Genomic DNA, 19,046 nt, shown 5'->3' with positions numbered 1-19,046 from the left:
TTATGCGGGCGAGACTCAACCGACAAGAATAACGTTGAACCAACGCCTACAATGCCAACAACCTCACAAGGATATCGAATGTCTCCCATCAGATTACTGCTGGCTGGTGCCAGCCTCGCCATGATCGGCATAGCTCCCGCAGGCGCGGCGGGCAAGCCAGTCACCATCGGCACCAACAATTGGGCCGAAAACATCGCAATTTCGCATATGTGGCAACAGCTGCTTGGCGAAAAGGGTTACGACGTCACACTCAACGAAGTCTCGAAGCCGATACTGTTCGGCGGCCTGGCCGAAGGCGACATCGATATCTCGCTTGAAGTGTGGCTGCCGAGCGACAATTCGTTCGTCGAACCCTACAGCGATCGCATCGATCTCCACGACACTTGGTACGACGATGCTCTCGACGCGCTAGTCGTGCCATCCTACGTCGACGATATCAATTCCGTTGCCGATCTCGAGCGTCATGCCGAGGATTTCGAGTATCAGGGCGAGCCGACGATCTTCGGCATCGAGCCAGGCTCGACGATTGCCGATGAGGCCGACACTGCCATCGAACAATACGCGTTGCCGTTTCGCCAACTCAGTAGTAGTGAGTCCGCCATGATGGCGCAGCTCAAGGAAGCGTATCGCGAGAAGCAACCTATCGTCGTGACGCTGTGGCAGCCGCATTGGGCGTTTGCCGAGTACGACCTCAAGGTGCTTGAAGACCCCAAGAAGACCTTCAGTGCCGGCGAGCAGATCAAGTGGGTATCGCACCATGGTTTCGGCGATGACAACCCCGAGCTCAAGGCGATGCTGGATGCCTGGCACATGACACCGGAACAGCTGTCCCAGTTGATGCTGGAAATCGAGAACACGGGAGACCCTGACAAGGGCGCGGCCCAGTGGATTGCCGATAACCGCGAGTTGGTCGATGGATGGCTCGAGGCAAAGCCATAACTACCGCGACCGGCAGGAGTGATTCCCCCGGCCATGAGCCGGGGGTCAGATCAAAGCCTCGCTGCCCGTCAGCAGCGCGTGCAGTGCTTCAACGTTTCCGCGTCATCGCGTTCGAGACGCGGCGTTCGTGGTGGCAGTTGCGACGAACGCCGTGAAGGATGCAGCAGCGGATTCGAGCGCAACAGCGTCATCAGCATGGCGCGGACCACGTGCGCGAGCACGTAGACAACGACGGCCATAATGATCAACGCCTTGATGCGCCCTGAAATCTTCACGCTGCTTCTCCTCGAGTGGTGGTGCCGGTGGGATGGCATACAGGATATAACCACACGATTGTGACGAGAAATTGAAGGCGTCGATAAGCGGTATGCGAGTCATCGATGTGGGTGGTGTTCGAAGGATTTCCGAATGCAGAACCTCTAGGCAACTATCCTGAGACGCCGATCTGTCACCGGCCCGACAACCCTTCGAAGAAGCTCACCGCATTCGCTTCGAGCCCTTCCAGGTAATAGCCGCCCTCCTGCACCACCAGCGTGGGCAGGTTCAAGCCCGCCACCGCGCGACCGAGCCTGCCGAATCCCGGCGTGGAGACCGACACCTTGGCCTGCGGGTCCTTCTCGTGGATATCGAAGCCCAGTGCCAATACCAGCGCATCCGGTTCGAACAGACGAATCGCCTGGCAGGCCTCTTCGAGACGCTCGAAGAACATCGCTTCCGGTGAGCCGTGGGGCATCGGCAGGTTGAGGTTGTAACCCAGCCCCGCACCGCGCCCGCGTTCGTTCTCGAAGCCGGTGACCGCCGGGTAGAAGTTGGTGGTGTCACCATGGATCGAGATGTACATGACGTCGTCGCGCTCGTAGAAGATCTCCTGCACGCCCTGGCCGTGGTGCATGTCGGTGTCGAGCACGACGACGCGCGGATAGCGTGAGGTGAGATACTGCGCGGCAATGGCGGCATTGTTGAGAAAGCAGAAGCCACCGGCGGAATCGATGCCCGAGTGATGGCCTGGCGGGCGCGACAGCGTATAGGCGAAGCGGTCACCTGCGAGCAGGGCGTCGGCGCCGGCCACCGCGCTCTGGGCCGCCCAGTAAGCCGCCTGCCAGGTATGCTCGCCCACCGGGGCGCTGCCATCCGCCAAATAGCGCGCGGCCTCGGCGAGAATCCCGCGCAGCGCATTGGGCGAGCGAACGAAGATACTGGAGATCACCTCTTCGCCCCAATCTTCGCCTCCGTTCTCGCTGACATCGTGCCAGCGTCGATGGGCACTCTCGAGAAAGCGCAGGTAGGGCAGCGAATGCACGGCACGCAGCGGCGCGACGCCACGATCCGGAGGCGTCTGAATCTCGAAGCCGAGTCGCCTGGCCGCCGTCAGCAGATGCCCGGCACGATCGCGGACTTCCTGGGGTTGGCGCATCCTGCCGCGGGAAAAATAGGTCTGCGGTTGATGCAGCAGCTGATCGTCGTGAAAGAAGGTCTTCATGGATTGTCCTTGTTCGATCAATACCCTGCCTCTCGATCCACCACGCTCGTGGGCAACAGATCGTCGTCCAGGCGCTGCATCGCCTCAGAGACCTCTTGAGCCACCTGGTTCGGCGTCGAATCGCAGGCGTCGTGGGGCGTGATCACGATCTTTTCGTGATGCCAGAACGGGTGATCCTGCGGCAGCGGTTCGACGGCGAAGACGTCCAGCGAAGCACCGCCGAGCCGGCCCCTCTGCAGTGCCGCGAGCAGGTCGGCCTCGATGAGATGCTCGCCGCGACCGACATGGATCAGCGCCGCGCTTTCGGGCATCCGGGCAAACAGCTCGGCGTTCAGAATGCCGCGGGTTTCAGCGGTCAATGGCAGCAGGTTGATCAGGATGTCGCTGCGCGCCGCGAGCCGTTCGAGACCGTCGGTGCTGCTGAATCCTTCGGCGCCAGCCGGCAGATTGCGCCCGCTGCGCGAATAGATTGCCACATCGTAATCCAGCGCCATCAGCGCCCGTGCCACCGCGCTACCCATCTTGCCCGCCCCCAGCAAGCCGATGCGGACATCGCTGGCATCGCGCATAGGCAACCGCTGCCAGTGTCGCTGACGCTGATTGGCCAGATAGTCGCCGAAGCGGCGGTGGTGCCACAGCACATGCCAGGTCACGAAACCCGCCATCATCTGCGCCTGGGACTCGCCGGCAATGCGCATCAGCGGCACGTCTCCAGGCAGGCTCTCACTCGCCAGGATGCCGTTGACGCCGGCCGCGATAGACGATACCAGCCGCAGGTTGGGGTAAGGCCGAAAATCGTCGGCGCCCGGATCCCACGCCAGTGCCAGCGTCACCGCTTCAGGGTCGACGACGTCCTGCGGCAGCGCCAGACGGATATGCGGCGCCACCTGCGCGAAGGCCGCGATATAAGGCGTCATGACCTCGGGCGTGCCCAGCAGCACCCCCTGCATGGTTGGTGCGCGGTGCTGTTGTCCAGGCGCACGTCCGTCCTGTTCGGTTTCCATCATCGTCGTGTCTTCCACTGGTCTTTGATCGGTTCAAACCGCACCGGCAGTCGCCGGCTCAGGCGCCTCGCGGCGACCCGGTATCGCCTCCAACAGCTCTCGGGTGTAGGGGTGTTGCGGCGAGAGAAATATCTCCAAGGCGCTACCGTGCTCGACGATACGCCCCTTCTGCATCACGATCAGGCGATCGCAGATCTGGGCCGCCACCCGCAGGTCGTGGGTGATGAACAGTAGCGAGAGATCGAGCTCTCGCTTCAGGTTGTCGAGCAGCTTCAGCACTTGCGCCTGGATCGACACATCCAGCGCCGAGACGGCCTCGTCGGCGACGATCAGTTCTGGGTTCAGCGCCAGTGCCCGGGCGATGCCGATGCGCTGACGCTGCCCGCCGGAGAACTCGTGGGGATAGCGCTCGGCGGCGCCGCCATCGAGCCCCACCGTGGCCAACAGCGCCTGTGCCTGTGCCAGCGCCTCGGCCTTGGGCACGCCGTTGGCGATCGGTCCCTGGGCAATCGCCATGCCGACGCGGATGCGCGGGTTGAGCGAGGCGTACGGGTCTTGAAAGACCATCTGGATTCGACGTCGATGCTCGCGCAGCTCGCGGCCTTCCAACGCGCTGAGTTCCACCCCGTTGAGACGAATTTCGCCGCTGTCCGGCGTGTTCAGACCGACGATGCAGCGTCCCAGCGTCGATTTTCCGGAGCCCGATTCGCCGACGATGCCCAGCGTTTCGCCCTTGCCGAGCGAGAAGTCGATGCCGTCGAGCGCGACGACTTCCCGCTTGGGCTGGAACCAGCCACCGCTGGATCGATAAACCTTGTCGAGACCACTGACCGACAGCAGCGGCGTCGAATCCCTGGCGTCACGCTGCGGCGGAATCGCATCTCCCGGAATGGCTTCGATCAAGGCCCGGGTGTATTCATGCTGCGGATTCTCGAGCACCTCGCGGGCGATCCCCATCTCGACGATCTTGCCTTCCCGCATGACGCAGACGCGATCGGCGATCTCCGCCACCACCCCGAAATCATGGGTGATGAACATCACCGCCATGCCGCGACGCGCCTGCAGATCCTTCACCAGATGCAGGATCTGCGCCTGGGTAGTGACATCCAGCGCCGTGGTCGGTTCGTCGGCAATCAGCAGCTCCGGCTCGAGAGCCAGTGCCATGGCGATCATCACCCGCTGACGCTGACCGCCGGAAAGCTCGAACGGATAGGCACGCAACGCCGATGTCGGGTCGGGCAGGCGAACCTCCTCGAGCAGCGCCAGCGCCCTTTCCTTGCGCGCTTTCGGAGTCAACAGGCCGTGCGCCTCGAACACTTCGGCGATCTGCTCGCCGACTCGCATCAGCGGATTGAGCGCCGTCATCGGCTCCTGGAAGATCATGCCGATGCGTCGCCCGCGCAGGGCGCGATGGCTGATCTCGTCCATCGCCAGCACGTTCTGGCCGTCGAACAACGCCCGCCCCTTGGAGACGTGGACACCGGTCGGCAGCAGCCCCATGACCGCATTGGCCGTCATCGACTTGCCGGAGCCGGATTCGCCGACCACGCACAGAATCTCGCCGGCGCTCAGGTCATAGCTGACGTTATCGACGGCGTAGAGCCGGTCGGCGCCGTCCGGCAGCGCCAGCGACAGACGCTCGATGCGCAACAGGGGCGCGCCAGACTCGCGTATGGATTCACTCATGTTCGACCTCCTAGCGTGCTCTGGCGAGCTGCGGATTGAGCGCATCGTCCAGCCCTTCGCCGACCAGATTGAGCGCCAGCACCGTGAGCAGGATTGCCACCCCCGGAATGACCGACAGCCACCAGGCCTGACGCATGACCGTGCGCGCCGCACCGATCATGTAGCCCCAGGACATGGTGTCCGGATCGCCGAGACCGAGAAACGACAGCGAGGATTCCAGCAGAATCGCCGTTGCCACCATCAGCGAGGCCAGCACGATCACCGGCGACAGCGTATTGGGCAGGATCTGCTTGATGATGATGTCGCGATGGGTCTGGCCGACCAGTCTGGCCGCCTCGACGTACTCGCGATGCTTGATCGACAGGAACTCGCCGCGTACCAGGCGCGCCACCGGCGGCCAACTGACGATGGCAATCGCCAGCACGATCGAGAACGTGCTCGGCTCCATGATCGCCACCAGCACGATCGCCAGCGCAAAGTTGGGGATGGTCTGGAAAAACTCGGTGAAGCGCATCAAGGCATCATCGACCCTGCCGCCGAAATAACCGGCCAGCGCGCCGAGCGGCACGCCGATCGCCAGTGCCACGACGGTGGAAATCAACCCGATCAGCAGCGACACCCAGGCGCCGTGAGCGAGCCCGGCGGCAACGTCACGCCCCATCACATCGGTGCCCAGCCAGAAGCCGGATACCTCGCCGGGGGCCAGAAAAGGCCGCTGCACCATGCGCCACGGCGAATCCGGATACAGAAACGGCGCCAGCAGGGCCAGCAACACCACCAGACCGAGAATCACCAGCCCGACCAGGGCGCCGCGGTTCTGCGCAAAGCGTTTGAAGAAACTCATGCGGCCTCCTTATGCGGCACTATGCTTGATGCGCGGATCGGCGAGCCGATAGATCACGTCAGTCAGCATGTTGAACAGGATCACCAGCAGCGCACAGAAGAAGAAGATGCCCAGCAGCAGGTTGTAGTCTCGCTGCATCAGCGCCTCGTACATCAGCCGGCCGATGCCGGGCCAGGCGAACACGGTCTCGGTGAGTACCGCGCCGCCGACCATCTGCCCGGCCTGCAGGCCGGCCAGGGTGATGATCGGCAATAGCGCGTTGCGCAGGATATGACGCCGCTGGATCACCCCCGGCGCCAACCCCTTGGCACGCGCCGTCTTGACGAAGTCCTGCTGCGAGACGCTGAGCATCGAGGTGCGCGTCATCCGGGTATAGACCGCCATGAAGAACAACCCCAGCGTCAGCGCCGGCAGAATCAGATGCACCGCGACATCGCCGACGTGAGTCAGGCCGGTATAGCCGGCGCCCACCGTCGAGTAGCCGTAGGCGGGCAGCCAGTCGAGCGTCACCGAAAAGACCAGCACCGCCATCATCGCTACCCAGTAGAGCGGCGTGGCGTAGAACAGCAGCGACAGCCCCATGATGATTGAACCCGATGGCCGCTTGGCGCGCATGGCCGCCAGTGTGCCGGCGAGGATGCCGAATGCCAGCGAGATCACGAACGCCGCCCCGGTCAGCAATAATGTCGCCGGCAATCGATCCAGGATCAGGTCGAGCACCGGCATCTGCTGGCGATAGGAGTAGCCGAAATCAAGCTGCAGCACGCCACTCATGTAGCGCCACAGCTGAACCGGCAGCGACTGGTCGAGACCGAAGCGCTCGCGCAGATCCTCGAGGAACTGCTGATCGGTGGCGCCCGCCTCGCCGGCCATGACTGCCGCGGGATCGCCGGGCGCGGCGTGAATCAGGAAGAAATTGAACACCAGGATCGCCAGCAGCACGATGACCGCCTTGACGACGCGACCCAGGATCAGAGACACATAGGGCATTGGCTCGTCCTCGCCGAGCGCCGGCAACCCAAAGTCGCCGGCGCTTGCTACCGAAGTTGGGGTCGTTTACTGCTCGATCCAGGCGTTCTTGAATCCATCGTTGAGCCCGATACCGGTAGTGATCAGGTCATGCACGCTGCAGCGATAGAGGGTCGGCTGCGCCAGTTCCATGATCCATGCCAGCGGCACGTCATCGTGGAGGATTTGCTGAACCTGGTCGTACATCGCCTGGCGTTGGTCGGGGTCGTTTTCCACCGCGGCGTCCGCAAACAGCTTATCGACCTGCGGATTCTCGTAGCCCTCGACGTTGTTCCACGGCGAGCCCTTGGCGATATTGCTGGAGAGGTAGGTCCGCGCGATGCCCAGCGACGGGTCGCCATACTGGAACAGGTAGGTGAAGGCGATGTCGTAGTCCCAGTCGCTGATCTTCTGGTTCCAGCCCGCCACGTCCGAGGATTCGGTTTCGATGTTGATGCCCACGTCCTCGAGGTTCTGGCGCACAGCTTCCGCCCAGCGGGTCCAGGTCTCACCGTAGGGCAGCGGCAACAACCTCACCGGCTCGCCGTCGTAGCCCATCTCGTCGAGCAGCGCTTCGGCCTTGTCCGGGTCGTAGGGGTAGGGTTCGAGATCGTCGTCGTGGGATGCCAGCGTCGAGCTGAACGGGCCGTTGGGCACCTTGCCCAGCCCATTCCAGAGCACGTTCTTGGCGAAGTCGCGATCGATGGCGTACATCACCGCCTGACGGAAACGCTTGTCGGCGGTCGGGCCTTCGCGATTGTTGAGCCATAGCATGGCGAACGGATTGAAGTACTCGTTGCCCGCCTCCGTCATGCAGCTGTTATCCATCTCGGACAGACGCGGAATGTCGAAATTCTCCACCGACCCCGCCGGCATGACGTTGAGCGTGCCGTTTTCATACGCCGCCGCCCGTGACGCCGCATCCGGGATCACGTGCCAGTAGATCTTGTCGAGGTAAGGCTTGCCGGCCTCGTAGTAGTCCGGGTTCTTGTCCAGCTCGATCACCGAGCCACGATCCCACTTGGCGAACTCGAACGGACCGGTGCCGATCGGATGATTGTTGGCCGGATTGTTGTAGAAATCGGTGCCTTCATAGATGTGCCTGGGCACCATCGGCAAGGTGCCGACCTCAAACGCCTGGATGAAGGCCGGGAACGGCTGCTTGAGCGTGAAGACCACCGTCTTCTCGTCCGGCGCCTCGATACTGTCGACGTGATCGAGAATCGCCCGGGTTCGCGGGTTGGTCTCACGCAGGAACACATCAGCCGAGAACACCACGTCGGCAGCGGAGAACGCTTCGCCGTCGTGCCACTTCACATCGGGATGCAGATGGAAGGTGTAAGTCAGGCCGTCGTCGCTGATGTCCCAGGACGTCGCCAGCTGAGGCATCGGCTTGAGGTCGGCGTCGTAACGCAGCAACCCCTCGAAGATATTGCCGGCCACCCGTTGGGTCGGTGCGTTCTGGACCAGCGGCAGCATCAATCCCGGCGGTTCGGGCTGGATGGCGACGTTGGCGACACCGCCGGATTGCGGCGTTTCCTGGGCGACGGCGGGCGCCGCGAGGGCAAGTGATAATGCGGCCGCCGTCAGACGGCCGGTCACGGACGATAGCAGGGTCATGGCAGATCTCATCGTTATTGGATTTGTCGAATCTTCGAACCACTGGCAGAACGATGTTCGCGTGATGTGTCCAGCGTCACCGCTCCGCGTCTTGTTTTCGGCTTGTCTTCAGCCCCGTTGACCGGCGACGGACGAGTGAAGGTCCGGCCAGGCGACACTTCAGCCCTCGAAATCGGGCTGAATGCGTTTTAACAGGCGCAGGTAGGCCTCCCACTCCGGGTCGTGATCGGTCACGCCGTGATCCGAATCCCATTTTTCGTATTGCTGGGCGGTGTGCTCGGCCAGCGCCTCGTCCACGCGGCGAATCGTCATGCCGCTGCCCATCAGCGCGAGCTGCGCGCGACAGCTGCGCTCGAGGTTATGCATGCGCTTGAACGCCTCGCCGACCGTGCGGCCGCATACCAGCATGCCATGGTTGCGCAGCACCATGACCGGCTTGTCACCCAGATCCGCGACCAGTCGCTCGCGTTCGGCCAGATCCAGCGCGATCCCTTCATAATCGTGATAGGCGGTGCGGCCGTGGAACTCCATCGACCACTGGTTCAAGGGCAACAAACCCTCTTCCAGACACGAGACGGCGACACCGGCCACAGAGTGGGTATGCAGCACACAATGAACGTCCGGGCGCGCCTCGTGGATCGCACTGTGGATCGTGAAGCCGGCCTTGTTGATGCCGGCACGCTCCGGATCATCGATCACGTTGCCTTCGAGATCGACGGTCACCAGGTTGGCCGCGGTCACTTCCTCGAAGCGATAGCCGTAAGGGTTGATCAGGAAGTTCTCCTTGCCCGCCTCGGCACGCGCAGAGATATGCGTATAGATACTGTCATCCAGGCCGAAATGCGCGATCAGCCGATAGGCTGCCGCCAGGTCGCGACGTGCGGCCAGTTTCGAGGCCTGGTGAGCGTCAGTCGCCATATCCATCATCGATCTCCTGTGGGGGCATGCGGCAATGCCGTTAGCGTCGGCGACCGCGGATTCAGTCATTAACCTATCAGGCAATTTTCAAACTGTCGACACTCGACAGTCGACTCGCTAAGATCGCCACAGAGTCTGTGGACGATGCCAACCGCCAGCCAAACGAGATGACATGACGACGACCACACAGGGATTCGCCACCATTCAGCAGCGCGATCTGGTCAATCAGATTGCCGACATGCTGACAGAAGCGCTGCTCAAGGGAGAGTTCTCACCCGGGGTGCATCTGTCCGAAGCGCAACTGGCACGCGACTTCGGTGTCAGCCGCGCCCCGGTGCGGGAAGCGGCACGCCTGCTCGAAAGTCGTGGCATGCTGGTCTCCCAACCCCGGCGCGGATTCTTCGTTCGCACCTTCAACGCCGACGAGCTGGATGACGTCTACGACCTTCGCCTGTGCCTCGAACGCCACGCCGTTCGCCTGCTCGCCGGCAAGTTGACCGCCGAAATGGAAGCCGCGCTCAGCCATCAGCTCGAAACGATGCGCCAGGTGGCCCGCGACGGCACCGCCGTTCAGCAGATCGAGGAGGATGTCGCGTTCCACCGCATGCTGTGCGAGTTCAGCGGTAACCAGCGCCTGGTGCGCGTATTCGACGAGCTTTGCCACGAGATGCGCTTCTGCATTCTGCTGATCGGTCAGCTCTACGATGACGCCATGCGCGTCGCCGATACCCACGAGCCGATTCTGGAAGCGCTGCGCACCCGCTCACCCGATGCCGGCGAGGCGGCGCTGGATTACCACATCGGCGTCGCCCAGCAGCGGGTAGTGGAGATGTTTCGGGAACGCACCCAGGGCTGACCGTGACCTCGGCGCCCCTGGGCACGGCTGATGTTTCTGGCCGCGCAGCACTGGCCTGCACGCCGATATAGCAGCCTGTCTGGCCAGTGGCGAAGACCTGCCGCCGATATCGAAGACCTTCCAACAAGGGAGACCACTATGCATGTATTCGTCTGTGACGCTCACCGCGATCACGACCCGCAGTTCTTCGTCGTGCGCGGTCAGGTCCGCCGCAGCAACGAGCAGCCGGAACGGGCCGATCGCCTGCAGCGCTCTGCGGTCAGCGCGGGCCATACTCTCGTCACTGCGGAGGCGGAGGTCGACCACGACAGGCTGGCAACCGTGCACACCTCGCGCTATCTCGATTTCCTCGAACACGTCCACACCCGCTGGCTGGCCCTGGAAGACCGCAACCCGGAGGAGGTGGTCGCCAACGTCCACCCCTTTCCCGGCGAGCCCTGCACCTACCCGGATCATCTGGTCGGGCGGGTCGGCTTCCACCTGGGCGATATGGCCGCCTCGATCGGGCCCGGCACCTGGCGTGCGGCGAGAGGTGCCGCGCAGTGCGCCCTGGGCGCGGCTCGCCACGTCCAGTCAGGCCATCGCCTCGCCTATGCGCTGTGTCGCCCGCCGGGGCACCACGCCTACGCAGAACGTGCCAACGGTTTCTGCTATCTCAACAACGCCGCCATCGCAGCCAGCGAACTGCGCCGCCATCATGCGCGGGTGGCGATACTCGATATCGACGTTCACCACGGTAACGGCACCCAGGGCATCTTCTACGACCGCGACGATGTGCTGACGGTCTCTCTGCATGCAGACCCCCACTTCATGACGCCCTTTTTCACCGGTCACGCGCATGAAACCGGGCGCGATGTCGGCGAGGGCTACAACCTCAACCTGCCGCTGCCCCAGGGGCTCGAGACCGATGGCTATCTGCGCCAACTGACCCGCGCCTGCGAGCGCATCGCCGAATTCGCCCCCGGCGCGCTCGTCGTCTCGCTCGGCCTCGACATCTACGAACACGACCCCTACCAGGGCGTCGCTGTGACCACGCAGGGCTTTGCGCGGATCACCCGACAGATCTCCCAGCTCGGCCTGCCCACCGTCATCGTGCAGGAAGGTGGCTACCTCTCCGATGCCCTCGGCGACAACCTGGTCAGCGCACTGTCGGGGTTCGAATGATGACGAGTCACACAGACGACACCACGGACGTCCTCGCGGCCACGGCCCTGACGGTGTCGCCAGAGACCGCCCAACGGGTGCTGGCCGAGCGCTTCGGCCTCGCTGCCACCCTTGAGCCGCTCAGCGGCGAGCGCGACTGCAATTTTCGCGCGGCGACGACCGACGGCCAGCGCTACCTGCTCAAGTTCACCCATCCGGCGGAGCGCCAGGCGGTGAGCGATTTTCAGGTCCGCGCGCTGATGCACCTGGCCGAACACGACCCGGCCCTGCCGGTCCCGCGGGTGCTGCGTGACCGCGATGGCGATCCGGCGCCACCGCTGCGCCTCGATGACGGCCGCGTCAGTCACGTGCGTCTGTCGACCTTCCTGCCCGGCACGCCGCTGGCCGACCGCGTGGCCTCCCGGTGCTTCCAGTCCAGGCTTGGCGGCTGGCTGGCGCGGATCGACGTCGCCCTGGCCGACTTCGACCACCCGGTTCGCGAGCTGTCGATGCCATGGGACCTGCAGCGCGCCGACGACCTGCTGCCTCAGACCGATAGCCTCGATGACGCCTCGCGCCAGCGCATCCGCAACCTGCTCCAGCGCTTCGCCGAGCAGCTGCGTCCGCGCCTGGTGGCGCTGCCGCGTCAGCCGATCCATAACGACCTCAACGGTCACAACGTGCTGTTCACCCCGACCGCAGACGACGCCCTGCCCGAGCACCCCGCCGCGATCATCGATTTCGGCGACATGCTGTTCGCCCCACGGGTGGTCGATCTCGCCGTGGCCGCGGCCTACCAGATAAAGGATGTCTCCGATCCGCTGGCGGGAGCCCTGGCGCTGGTCGCCGGCTATCATGCCCATTCAGCGCTCGACGATGCGGAGTGCGCACTGCTGCGCGGCTTGATCGAGACCCGGCTGGCGATGGCGATTACCGTCTCCACCCATCGCGCCAGACGCTACCCGCAAAACGCCGACTACCTGCTGCGCAATACGGCGGCCTCCCGCCGGGCCCTGAAGCACTGTCTGAATCTGTCCGCGGCGACCTTTCAGCACCGCCTGGACGAAGCCCTCGATTCAACCTTCAATTCACCGGGTACGGGAGCATGAACATGCACGAGCCCAGCGTGAAAGATGACGATGCCGTCGAAGCGTTCCTGCTGGCGCGGCGCCAGCGACTGCTCGGCGCCTCCTATCGCCTGTTCTATCGGCGGCCGTTCCATCCCGTGCGCGGTGAGGGCGTGTGGCTCTTCGACCGCCACGGCACGGCGCACCTGGACGCCTACAACAACGTCGCCTGTGTCGGCCACTGCCACCCAAAGGTCGTGGAAGCCATCGCCACCCAGGCGGCCACGCTCAATACCCATACCCGCTACCTGCACGAGACGATCCTCGACTGCGCCGAACGGCTGATCGACTCGCTGCCGGCGCCCCTCGAACAGCTGGTCTTCACCTGTTCAGGCAGTGAAGCCAACGATCTCGCCCTGCGCATGGCCCGCGCCTTCACCGGCGGCGAGGGACTGATCGTCACCGAGCTGGCCTATCACGGCGTGACCCAGGCGATCGCCGAGGCGTCGCCCTCTCTCGGCAGCAAGGTCAAACTAGGCACGCGCGTGCGCACCGTGCCGGCGCCCGTGAATCGCGGTGACGGCGCAGCGGCGATGGGCGCACGCTTCGCCGACGGCGTGCAGGCCGCGATCGACGATCTCGCCGCCCACGGCATCCGTCCCGCCGCGCTGCTGCTGGACAGTATCTTCTCCAGCGACGGCATCGTGACCGATCCGGTCGGGTTTCTCGCCCCGGCGGTAGAGACGATCCGGCGCGCCGGCGGGCTCTATATCGCCGACGAAGTGCAGGCCGGGCTCGGCCGCACCGGCGTCCTGTGGGGCTTCCCCCGCCATGGTGTCAGGGCCGATCTGGTCACGCTCGGCAAACCGCTGGGCAACGGTCACCCGGTAGCAGGGGTTGTCGGCCGGCGCGATGTAATGGACCACTTCGGGGAGACGGCACGCTATTTCAATACCTTCGGCGGCAATCCCGTGGCCTGCGCCGCCGCGCTGGCGGTCCAGCGCGTCATTGCCGACGAGAATCTGGTGGCACAGGCCGCCGCGGTGGGCGCAAACCTGCATGCCGGCCTGGGTCAGATCGCGGCCACCACGGACCGCCTCGGCGCGGTGCGCGGTGCAGGGCTGCTGGCCGGTGTCGAAGTGCTCGATGCCGACGGCGCGCCGGACGCCGCCCTCGCGCAGGCGCTGGTCGACGGCCTGCGCGAGCGCCAGGTACTGATCAGCGCCACCGGGCCACAGGCCAATGTGCTGAAGATCCGCCCGCCGCTGGTCTTCACCCGCATGCACGTCGACCGTCTGTGCGAGGTGCTCGAGGAGACCCTGAGCGACGCCCTCGACGAATAGCGCGGCAGCGATAGACCCTAACAATGATAAAGCCCCAAAAAACGAAGCCACGGTCAACAGCCGGCATCCTCAGCCAAACGACGGTGCTCAAGGCGAGTGGCGATGAGTTCGAGCGCGGCTGGCGCCACTGCGGCCGGCACGCATACGTTACACAGCGTTGGTTTCAAGTACTCGAAATCGGCGAACTGCTCACGCCTTAACACCTTGCGCACGTACACCGGGAGTGGCGCAACGGACATTCGGCTACGCCCGTGGCAAGATGGCCTTTTGAGACGCGACACGCTCAATATGACCTCTCCCACCTTGACTCAAATACGCCACTGGGTCTTCGACATGGACGGCACGTTGACCGTTGGCGTGCATGACTTCCCCGCCATTCGCCGTCATCTCGAAATCCCCGAGGGCGCCGACATTCTCCACCACCTGGAAACGCTGCCCGCGGCCGAACGTGATGCCAGGCACGCCTGGCTGTTAGAGCATGAGCGCGAGCTGGCGATGCGTTCGACTGCTGCCACCGGCGCCATCGAACTCATTCAGACGCTAGGCGAGCGCGGCTGCCGGCTCGGCATTCTGACCCGCAATGCCAAGGCGCTGGCTCACATCACGCTGGAAGCGATCGGGCTCGCCGACTGCTTCGCCCCCGACGATGTGCTCGGACGCGACGAGGCACCGCCCAAACCCCATCCCGGTGGCCTCGATCACTTCATCCGACGCTGGAATGTCACGCCGGCGGCTCTGGTCATGGTGGGCGACAGCCATATCGACATGGCCTGCGGGCGAGCAGCCGGCGCGCAAACCGTGCTGGTCAACGCGCCGCAGGCCCGGGAGACGAGAGACGCCGATTGGCATCTCGCGGATTGTCGGGCGCTGGCCAAGAGACTCGTCAACGGCAGCTGATCATTTCTATCGCTCCCATCATCCCCATCACTCCCGAAGCGTCGCATCAGCGCGCTCGGTGACCAGGCGCTGCCCTCCCTTTCCCTGATCGATAGCGGCCAGATAGGCGTCAGATACCGGGGATGCCGATTGGGCCTGGCGCATCGGGGATCGGCGAACATCCGCCCAGCACCAGGGTAGCGCCCAGCATAATCGTCACCAAAAACAACACTTTAGCTGCAGGCATATCGCCGGCCTCCTGAGTTCATGTGCCACGAGTCTAGACGATAGACGGACGCGCTCCATCGCTCCGCTCGATTTTCGTATTTGCAAGAGGCGAAAGGACTTCACGACAAGCCTTAACCGATGCTACAAATAACAACCTTGGGAATAGAGTTAAACCGTGGTTAATTAGACAGGGTCGCTAATCGTTTGCCGTCGAAGCATGGGCTCTGCGATCCCATGAATCAGCGCGCTGACAGAGAGCTGCCCCAGACACTCATGTGGGTGAGCACAATCGCTGGGTGTCTGAGAACCCAAAGCTCGAGAATCAGGAGATGGACCATGAAGCGAGGTTTACAACGTTCGGTACTGCTCGGTGTCGCGAGCGTGACCCTCGGCATCTTGCTCGCTCTCCCCGCCAGCGCTCAGGACACCGGCCAAAACGTGAGCCAGAACAAGTTCAAGGCAGTGACCACCTTTACGGTCATTGCGGACATGGCGCAGCACGTGGCCGGAGACGCCGCAACGGTGGAGCCGATTACCCGGCCGGGCGCCGAGATCCACAACTATGCGCCGACCCCGCGCGACATCCTGCGTGCCCAGGATGCGGACATGATCCTGTGGAACGGGCTCGATCTGGAACGCTGGTTCGAGCGCTTCTTCCACAATCTGAAGGACGTGCCCAGTGTGGTGGTATCGAAAGGCATCGAGCCGATCAGCATCGCCGAGGGTCCGTATGACGGCAAGCCCAACCCGCATGCCTGGATGTCGCCGACAAGCGCCTTGATCTACGTCGACAACATCCGCGACGCGTTCATCGAGCACGACCCCGCCAACACCGAGACCTACCGCAACAACGCCGAGCGCTACAAGCATGAGATCGAGACCGCCGTTGCGCCCATCCGCGAGTCGCTGGCGCAGATTCCCGAGGAAAATCGCTGGCTGGTGACGAGCGAAGGCGCGTTCTCCTATCTGGCGCGGGATTTCGGCCTGCGCGAGCGCTACCTGTGGCCGATCAATGCCGATCAGCAGGGCACGCCACAGCAGGTTCGCCAGGTCATCGATGTCATTCGCGCCAACGACATTCCGGCGATCTTCAGCGAGAGCACCGTCTCCGACAAACCGGCGCAGCAGGTGGCCCGCGAGACAGGCATCCACTACGGCGGCGTGCTCTACGTCGACTCGCTCAGCGAATCCGACGGCCCGGTACCGACCTATATCGATCTGCTGCGCGTCACTTCGGAGACGATCGTCAAAGGCCTGACCCAGGGGGCGTCATCATGACAACCATCGAGGCTAACACGACATCGACCAACCCCGAGGCGCCATCGGCCGACGTCGAGACAGCTGGTGCCGGCATCCACGTGACCGATGCTGCCGTGATCTATCGCAACGGTCATACCGCCCTGCGCGACACCAGCTTCGAGATCCCCACCGGTACGATCACCGCGCTGGTGGGCGTGAACGGTTCCGGCAAGTCGACACTGTTCAAGGCGATCATGGGGTTCGTGCGTCTGGCTCGAGGCGACATTCGGGTGCTTGGCCTGCCGGCCAAAACGGCGCTCAAGCGCAATCTGATCGCCTACGTGCCACAGTCGGAAGAGGTCGACTGGAACTTCCCGGTGCTGGTCGAGGACGTGGTGATGATGGGGCGCTACGGCCACATGGGGATGCTGCGAATTCCCAAGCGGGCCGACCACGACGCGGTCGAAACCGCGCTGGAACGCGTCAGCATGAGCGAATTCCGCCAGCGTCAGATCGGCGAACTCTCCGGCGGCCAGAAAAAGCGCGTGTTCCTGGCCCGTGCGCTGGCCCAGGATAGCCGGGTGATCCTCCTCGACGAGCCGTTCACCGGGGTCGACGTCCAGACCGAAGATCAGATCATACGGCTGCTGCGCGAACTGCGCGCCGAGGGGCGGGTGATGCTGGTCTCGACCCACAATCTCGGGTCGGTGCCGGAATTCTGCGACCGCACGATAATGATCAAGGGCACGGTGCTCGCCCATGGGCCCACCGACGAGATATTCACCCAGCCCAACCTGGAGCGCGCCTTCGGCGGGGTGCTGCGCCATTTCGTGCTCGATCAATCCCAGCAGCCCGGCGTGCCACCCCATGCCGTGGGCGTGTTCACCGACGACGAGCGCCCGCTGGTGCTGCAGAACGGTATTGCCGCGCGGCGCCACCGCAGTACCGGAAAGGGAGGCTCCCGCTGATGGACCTCCTCATGCCGTTCGGCTATCTAGTCGAGCCCTTCGGTTATGGCTACATGCGCAACGCGATGTGGGTGTCGGCACTGGTCGGCGGCGTCTGCGCGTTTCTCTCCTGCTACCTGATGCTCAAGGGCTGGTCGCTGATCGGCGATGCGCTGTCGCATTCGATCGTGCCCGGCGTCGCCGGCGCCTACATGCTGGGACTGCCGTTTTCGCTCGGTGCTTTCTTTGCCGGCGGACTCGCCTCGGCGGCAATGCTGTTTCTCAACCAGCGCAGCAAGCTGAAAGAAGACGTGATCATCGGTCTGATCTTCAGCTCGTTCTTCGGACTGGGGCTGTTCATGGTGTCGCTGTCGCCGACCTCGGTGAACATCCAGACCATCGTGCTCGGCAACATCCTGGCGATCACGCCCACCGATACGCTGCAGCTGGTGACGATCGGCGTGGTCTCGCTGGTCATCCTGCTGGCCAAGTGGAAGGATCTGATGGTGACGTTCTTCGACGAGAGCCACGCCCGCTCGATCGGGCTCAACCCCACCGCGCTCAAGATCCTGTTCTTCACCCTGCTGGCCGCCTCGACCGTCGCGGCGTTGCAGACGGTGGGCGCGTTTCTGGTGATCTGCATGGTCATCACGCCGGGAGCCACGGCCTACCTGCTGAGCGACCGCTTCCCGCGGCTGCTGATCATCGCGGTGACGATCGGCACGCTGACCAGCGTCTTCGGCGCCTACGCCAGCTATTTTCTCGATGGCGCCACCGGCGGCATCATCGTGGTGCTGCAGACATCGATTTTCCTGATGGCGTTCCTGTTCGCGCCCAAGCACGGCATGCTGGCGGCAAGACGCCGTGCCGCGGCGTCCCTGGCTCGTGAGCCTGCGCCTGCGCCTGCGCCTGCGCCACGAGAGCCGATGCCGTCGACGCGATCTTCGGCAACCGACTCCACGGAGCCCCACCGATGAACTGGCTCGATACCCTGTTGATGCCGTTCCAGTTCGGCTTCATGGTCAACGCCATGGTCATCGCCGTGCTGGTCACCGTGCCGATGGCCCTGCTCTCCTGCTTTCTGGTGCTCAAGGGCTGGTCGCTGATGGGGGATGCCATCTCCCACGCCGTCTTTCCGGGCGTGGTGATTGCCTATCTGATCGGTATTCCCTACGCCATCGGCGCCTTCGTCGCCGGCATGTTCTGCGCCGTGGCCACCGGCTTTCTCGAGGAAAACAGCCGGATCAAGCAGGATACGGTGATGGGAATCGTCTATTCCGGCATGTTCGGCATCGGCCTGGTGCTCTACGTCAAGATCCAGTCGACGGTCCATCTCGATCACATCCTGTTCGGCGATATTCTGGGGGTCGCCTGGCGCGACATTTTGGAATCGGCGCTGATCGCCTTGATCACCGTCGGCGTCATCGGTCTCAAGTGGAAGGACTTCCTGCTCCACGCCTTCGACCCGACCCAGGCCCGGGCGGTCGGTCTGCGAACCCGGATGCTGCACTACGGCCTGCTCTGCCTGATCTCGCTGACCATCGTCGGCGCCTTGAAAGCCGCCGGGATCATTCTCGCCATTGCCCTGCTGATCGCCCCCGGCGCCATCGCCTTCCTGCTGACCCGACGCTTCAGCACCATGCTGCTGCTGTCGGCAGTGATGTCCGCCGTCATCGCCTTTCTCGGCGTCTATCTCTCGTTCTTCCTCGACAGCGCGCCGGCCCCGACCATCGTGCTGCTGTTCTCGATCGTCTTCGGGATCGCGTTCCTCGTTTCGACACGACGTGTGGCAAGCCGAGAAACGAAAGCGGGGTAAGGCATTTTGGCCTTACCCCGTCTCCGATGCGA

General features: G+C 63.8%; 18 protein-coding genes. 10 read left to right on the top strand and 8 right to left on the bottom strand.

Translation table 11 applies throughout. From position 1 onward, the window contains the following. Positions 1-78 precede the first annotated feature (78 nt). Positions 79-939 (top strand): glycine betaine ABC transporter substrate-binding protein, encoded by an 861-nt coding sequence (locus DOM36_RS17760; protein ID WP_110643895.1) that lies wholly within the window; start codon positions 79-81, stop codon positions 937-939. A 68-nt stretch (positions 940-1,007) separates the two neighbouring features. Here DOM36_RS17760 and DOM36_RS17755 read toward each other — a convergent pair whose 3' ends face one another. The 8 genes from DOM36_RS17755 to DOM36_RS17720 form a co-directional block, all read right to left on the bottom strand. Further along, the gene (locus DOM36_RS17755) at positions 1,008-1,214 is read right to left on the bottom strand and encodes a hypothetical protein (protein ID WP_110643894.1); all 207 of its coding nucleotides are present in this window, start codon (positions 1,212-1,214) and stop codon (positions 1,008-1,010) included. A 173-nt stretch (positions 1,215-1,387) separates the two neighbouring features. After that, positions 1,388-2,419 carry a histone deacetylase family protein gene (locus tag DOM36_RS17750; protein WP_110643893.1) on the bottom strand — a complete coding sequence of 344 codons (1,032 nt, stop codon included), beginning with the start codon at positions 2,417-2,419 and terminating at the stop codon, positions 1,388-1,390. Between the two features lie 17 nt (positions 2,420-2,436). Then, the gene (locus DOM36_RS17745) at positions 2,437-3,426 is read right to left on the bottom strand and encodes a glyoxylate/hydroxypyruvate reductase A (protein ID WP_232823915.1); all 990 of its coding nucleotides are present in this window, start codon (positions 3,424-3,426) and stop codon (positions 2,437-2,439) included. 30 nt (positions 3,427-3,456) lie between these two features. Further along, a complete protein-coding gene (locus DOM36_RS17740) occupies positions 3,457-5,109 on the bottom strand; it encodes an ABC transporter ATP-binding protein (RefSeq protein WP_110643892.1) in 1,653 nt (550 codons plus the stop codon). A 10-nt stretch (positions 5,110-5,119) separates the two neighbouring features. Continuing rightward, positions 5,120-5,953, bottom strand: a complete 834-nt coding sequence (locus tag DOM36_RS17735; protein WP_110643891.1) for an ABC transporter permease — start codon at positions 5,951-5,953, stop codon at positions 5,120-5,122. Between the two features lie 9 nt (positions 5,954-5,962). Then, positions 5,963-6,943, bottom strand: coding sequence for an ABC transporter permease (locus tag DOM36_RS17730; RefSeq protein WP_075569847.1), 981 nt, complete (start codon positions 6,941-6,943; stop codon positions 5,963-5,965). Between the two features lie 66 nt (positions 6,944-7,009). After that, entirely contained in the window at positions 7,010-8,581 is a 1,572-nt protein-coding gene (locus tag DOM36_RS17725) for an ABC transporter substrate-binding protein (RefSeq protein WP_110643890.1), read from the bottom strand. Positions 8,582-8,740: 159 nt separating this feature from the next. Continuing rightward, on the bottom strand, positions 8,741-9,499 hold the full coding sequence (locus DOM36_RS17720; protein WP_198651330.1) for a class II aldolase/adducin family protein: 759 nt from the start codon (positions 9,497-9,499) through the stop codon (positions 8,741-8,743). A gap of 172 nt (positions 9,500-9,671) precedes the next feature. On the opposite strand from DOM36_RS17720, the gene DOM36_RS17715 reads away from it, so the two are divergent. The 9 genes from DOM36_RS17715 (at position 9,672) to DOM36_RS17675 (ending at position 19,014) form a co-directional block, all read left to right on the top strand. Continuing rightward, the gene (locus tag DOM36_RS17715; protein WP_075569850.1) at positions 9,672-10,355 is read left to right on the top strand and encodes a GntR family transcriptional regulator; all 684 of its coding nucleotides are present in this window, start codon (positions 9,672-9,674) and stop codon (positions 10,353-10,355) included. Positions 10,356-10,493: 138 nt separating this feature from the next. Next, the gene (locus DOM36_RS17710) at positions 10,494-11,519 is read left to right on the top strand and encodes a histone deacetylase family protein (protein WP_110643888.1); all 1,026 of its coding nucleotides are present in this window, start codon (positions 10,494-10,496) and stop codon (positions 11,517-11,519) included. Then, a complete protein-coding gene (locus DOM36_RS17705) occupies positions 11,519-12,607 on the top strand; it encodes a phosphotransferase (RefSeq protein ID WP_157958676.1) in 1,089 nt (362 codons plus the stop codon). Before DOM36_RS17710 ends, DOM36_RS17705 begins: the two co-directional genes overlap by 1 nt. Positions 12,608-12,609: 2 nt before the next feature. Further along, positions 12,610-13,908, top strand: coding sequence for an aminotransferase class III-fold pyridoxal phosphate-dependent enzyme (locus DOM36_RS17700; RefSeq protein ID WP_198651323.1), 1,299 nt, complete (start codon positions 12,610-12,612; stop codon positions 13,906-13,908). 288 nt (positions 13,909-14,196) lie between these two features. After that, positions 14,197-14,805: an HAD family hydrolase gene (locus DOM36_RS17695; protein ID WP_110643955.1), complete on the top strand. Its 609-nt coding sequence runs from the start codon at positions 14,197-14,199 to the stop codon at positions 14,803-14,805. A 543-nt stretch (positions 14,806-15,348) separates the two neighbouring features. Next, positions 15,349-16,290 (top strand): metal ABC transporter substrate-binding protein, encoded by a 942-nt coding sequence (locus DOM36_RS17690; RefSeq protein ID WP_110643885.1) that lies wholly within the window; start codon positions 15,349-15,351, stop codon positions 16,288-16,290. Further along, positions 16,287-17,219: a manganese/iron ABC transporter ATP-binding protein gene (locus DOM36_RS17685; protein WP_110643884.1), complete on the top strand. Its 933-nt coding sequence runs from the start codon at positions 16,287-16,289 to the stop codon at positions 17,217-17,219. The genes DOM36_RS17690 and DOM36_RS17685 overlap by 4 nt, the downstream gene beginning before the upstream one ends. After that, positions 17,219-18,175: a metal ABC transporter permease gene (locus tag DOM36_RS17680; RefSeq protein WP_110643883.1), complete on the top strand. Its 957-nt coding sequence runs from the start codon at positions 17,219-17,221 to the stop codon at positions 18,173-18,175. Before DOM36_RS17685 ends, DOM36_RS17680 begins: the two co-directional genes overlap by 1 nt. Beyond that, on the top strand, positions 18,172-19,014 hold the full coding sequence (locus DOM36_RS17675) for a metal ABC transporter permease (protein ID WP_075569856.1): 843 nt from the start codon (positions 18,172-18,174) through the stop codon (positions 19,012-19,014). The genes DOM36_RS17680 and DOM36_RS17675 overlap by 4 nt, the downstream gene beginning before the upstream one ends. Positions 19,015-19,046 lie beyond the last annotated feature (32 nt).

The sequence above is a fragment of the Salinicola sp. CPA57 genome (assembly GCF_003206035.1).
In the GTDB taxonomy this organism is placed as follows: domain Bacteria; phylum Pseudomonadota; class Gammaproteobacteria; order Pseudomonadales; family Halomonadaceae; genus Salinicola; species Salinicola socius.
This window is presented reverse-complemented; position numbering and strand designations above follow the sequence as displayed.

Excerpts from the sequence above, each read along its gene's own strand:
- DOM36_RS17720 (WP_198651330.1), bottom strand. The coding sequence starts at position 9,499 with ATGGCGACTGACGCTCACCAGGCCTCGAAACTGGCCGCACGTCGCGAC.
- DOM36_RS17750 (WP_110643893.1), bottom strand. The coding sequence starts at position 2,419 with ATGAAGACCTTCTTTCACGACGATCAGCTGCTGCATCAACCGCAGACC.
- DOM36_RS17690 (WP_110643885.1), top strand. The coding sequence starts at position 15,349 with ATGAAGCGAGGTTTACAACGTTCGGTACTGCTCGGTGTCGCGAGCGTG.
- DOM36_RS17760 (WP_110643895.1), top strand. The coding sequence starts at position 79 with ATGTCTCCCATCAGATTACTGCTGGCTGGTGCCAGCCTCGCCATGATC.
- DOM36_RS17740 (WP_110643892.1), bottom strand. The coding sequence starts at position 5,109 with ATGAGTGAATCCATACGCGAGTCTGGCGCGCCCCTGTTGCGCATCGAG.
- DOM36_RS17685 (WP_110643884.1), top strand. The coding sequence starts at position 16,287 with ATGACAACCATCGAGGCTAACACGACATCGACCAACCCCGAGGCGCCA.
- DOM36_RS17730 (WP_075569847.1), bottom strand. The coding sequence starts at position 6,943 with ATGCCCTATGTGTCTCTGATCCTGGGTCGCGTCGTCAAGGCGGTCATC.
- DOM36_RS17705 (WP_157958676.1), top strand. The coding sequence starts at position 11,519 with ATGACGAGTCACACAGACGACACCACGGACGTCCTCGCGGCCACGGCC.
- DOM36_RS17710 (WP_110643888.1), top strand. The coding sequence starts at position 10,494 with ATGCATGTATTCGTCTGTGACGCTCACCGCGATCACGACCCGCAGTTC.
- DOM36_RS17675 (WP_075569856.1), top strand. The coding sequence starts at position 18,172 with ATGAACTGGCTCGATACCCTGTTGATGCCGTTCCAGTTCGGCTTCATG.
- DOM36_RS17745 (WP_232823915.1), bottom strand. The coding sequence starts at position 3,426 with ATGATGGAAACCGAACAGGACGGACGTGCGCCTGGACAACAGCACCGC.
- DOM36_RS17725 (WP_110643890.1), bottom strand. The coding sequence starts at position 8,581 with ATGACCCTGCTATCGTCCGTGACCGGCCGTCTGACGGCGGCCGCATTA.
- DOM36_RS17735 (WP_110643891.1), bottom strand. The coding sequence starts at position 5,953 with ATGAGTTTCTTCAAACGCTTTGCGCAGAACCGCGGCGCCCTGGTCGGG.
- DOM36_RS17700 (WP_198651323.1), top strand. The coding sequence starts at position 12,610 with ATGCACGAGCCCAGCGTGAAAGATGACGATGCCGTCGAAGCGTTCCTG.
- DOM36_RS17695 (WP_110643955.1), top strand. The coding sequence starts at position 14,197 with ATGACCTCTCCCACCTTGACTCAAATACGCCACTGGGTCTTCGACATG.
- DOM36_RS17680 (WP_110643883.1), top strand. The coding sequence starts at position 17,219 with ATGGACCTCCTCATGCCGTTCGGCTATCTAGTCGAGCCCTTCGGTTAT.
- DOM36_RS17715 (WP_075569850.1), top strand. The coding sequence starts at position 9,672 with ATGACGACGACCACACAGGGATTCGCCACCATTCAGCAGCGCGATCTG.